Raw genomic sequence first — 1,911 nt, 5'->3', positions numbered from 1 at the left:
GCTCTGCGCTTGCAAATGGGGCATGACGAGTTTAGCGCGCAATACCAACAAGAACCTATCGCCTTAAGTGGGGGGTATTTTGAAGAGGGCTTGTACAAGAATATCTTCTTGCACGAGTTGGGGCATTACAATACGTATATCTTTGTGGATAACGCCCTCTCTCTTAAAGAGAGTGCGGATAACCGCGCGGTGGTGGTGGTGGGGGTGGAGAATTACCAACAGAGCGCGCGCTATTGTGTGTTAGATTGTTATTGTGGGATTTGGAGCGAAGAGGACACCATTAACCACATTCTGCAAGCCAAGGAGCGCTACATGGACGCGCACACGTATATAGAGAGTGAAGGGGGGGGGTTAGTGTTGCACCGCTTATTAATGGTGGAGTTGGTGCGCTACAACCAGCGGGCTAAGCAACAAGGTAAGGCGGTGTTGAGCGATGATATTGTTTGTTATACGCCCTCTAGGAAGGTTTCCAAGGTGAGCAAGATTAAAGCCATGCGCCCCTTTTATAATACGGGCTTTTTAGTCTTTTCCCATGCTTGCCACCATCAAGATCAGATCAAGAAGGAACTTTTTAGCTTCAACCCCGACAGACCTTATAAACAAGATGATTGTATCGACGCGTTGGCAAGTTGTCTGCAACATCAAGAAGTTAAACCCCCCCTCTTGCCCACCCAAGAGCACACCCCCCCGCGCCACTCTTTTAAACGCCCCCGCACTTGGCGGATTTGAAGTTAACCCTTGTTTTTCAGTAGGCGCTTGTGTTAGTATACCCCTGCCCTTAAGTGCTCTTAATGATAGTCCTCGCTGATTTTCCTTAAGGGTTTTGCTCGAGATCAGCGGGGCATTCCTTGTAAAGATGACATGATGGCGACTTTGGATTTTGCTAAATTGCGTGCCGATGGAGTAAGTCAGCGCCAAGTATTAGACTTTGTGCGCCAACATGAGAATAATTTTAACTATGATGCCCTAGACGCCTTCTACAAACAAAAGGGCTTGGACGATCAAGAGCGCACCCAAGCCCTGATGGCGGACTTAGAGGGCTTTAAAGAGTTTTCTTTCACCCCTCAACCCCCCCAAGTTAAACCCACACCCCCCCCTCAACCTCCCCTAAAAGCTTCTTTTGAACAAGCTTCCCAATCTGAGCCTATGGATATGCCCCCTGCACAAGCACACACAGAAGCAGCACAGAGTGCCGCCTCTAAATCCAAGCAGGAAGAGTTGGGCTACCATGCGCTTGTGCACAAGGCGCTTAAGGATAAAGTGCCTTATGAGAAGTTGCCCAAAGAGGTACGGCGTTATTTGACAGATGCGGGGTTTAAAGAACTCAGCCTTGTAGATTCGATCTTGCACCCTTTGGAATTTTTTAGTTGGGATCATGGCAAGCGCGCGTACACGCAGGAGGGCATACGGGCTAGCATTCTGCAAGTCAAGGATGTTAAGGACTTGACCCCTGAACAAAAGCGTCAAATCTACCGCGATCGCTCTTTGGGTACTTCGGTGTGGAATAGCCTGTTTACAGACGCCCAAGAGGACTTGAAGGAGTACCAAGAGCAGATCAAGGGGCGTTATTTGACCGCGGATGTGCAAAAGGCGATGAGCTTGTATAACAATGTCGCCCAAGACATGCTAGAGATGGTTTTTAGCGACGATCCTAAAGTGCGTGCGCGCTACCAAGAGGGGGCACAGGCTTTAGTCAAGGGGTTAGGCTTTGATGAAGCGCGCTTTGATCCTAAGGGGGCGATGTATGTTCTCAAAGATGGGCAAGCCTTCAAGGTGAATGAAGGCTTCTTTGATAATTTTAAAACCATCATTGCGGGCAACGCCTTCTCTCTTGTAGGCAGTCTGATTGGCTCAAGTGTGGGGGGCGCGCTCAAAGGGTCTAGGGGGGGTGTGGGCGGTATGGTTGTGGGG

Annotated in this window: 1 protein-coding gene and 1 pseudogene; both read left to right on the top strand. The window is 49.5% G+C overall.

The window, feature by feature from the left end; translation table 11 throughout:
- Positions 1-729, top strand: a pseudogene (locus C6G87_RS06260) (hypothetical protein); the annotation flags it as partial.
- Positions 730-864: 135 nt separating this feature from the next.
- On the top strand, positions 865-1,911 hold a 1,047-nt coding region (locus C6G87_RS06255), incomplete at its 3' end, for a hypothetical protein (protein WP_104752667.1).

The sequence above is a fragment of the Helicobacter baculiformis genome, assembly GCF_900197685.1.
In the GTDB taxonomy this organism is placed as follows: domain Bacteria; phylum Campylobacterota; class Campylobacteria; order Campylobacterales; family Helicobacteraceae; genus Helicobacter; species Helicobacter baculiformis.
The sequence above is the reverse complement of the archived record's forward strand: the minus strand, read 5'-3'. Positions and strand labels throughout refer to the sequence as shown.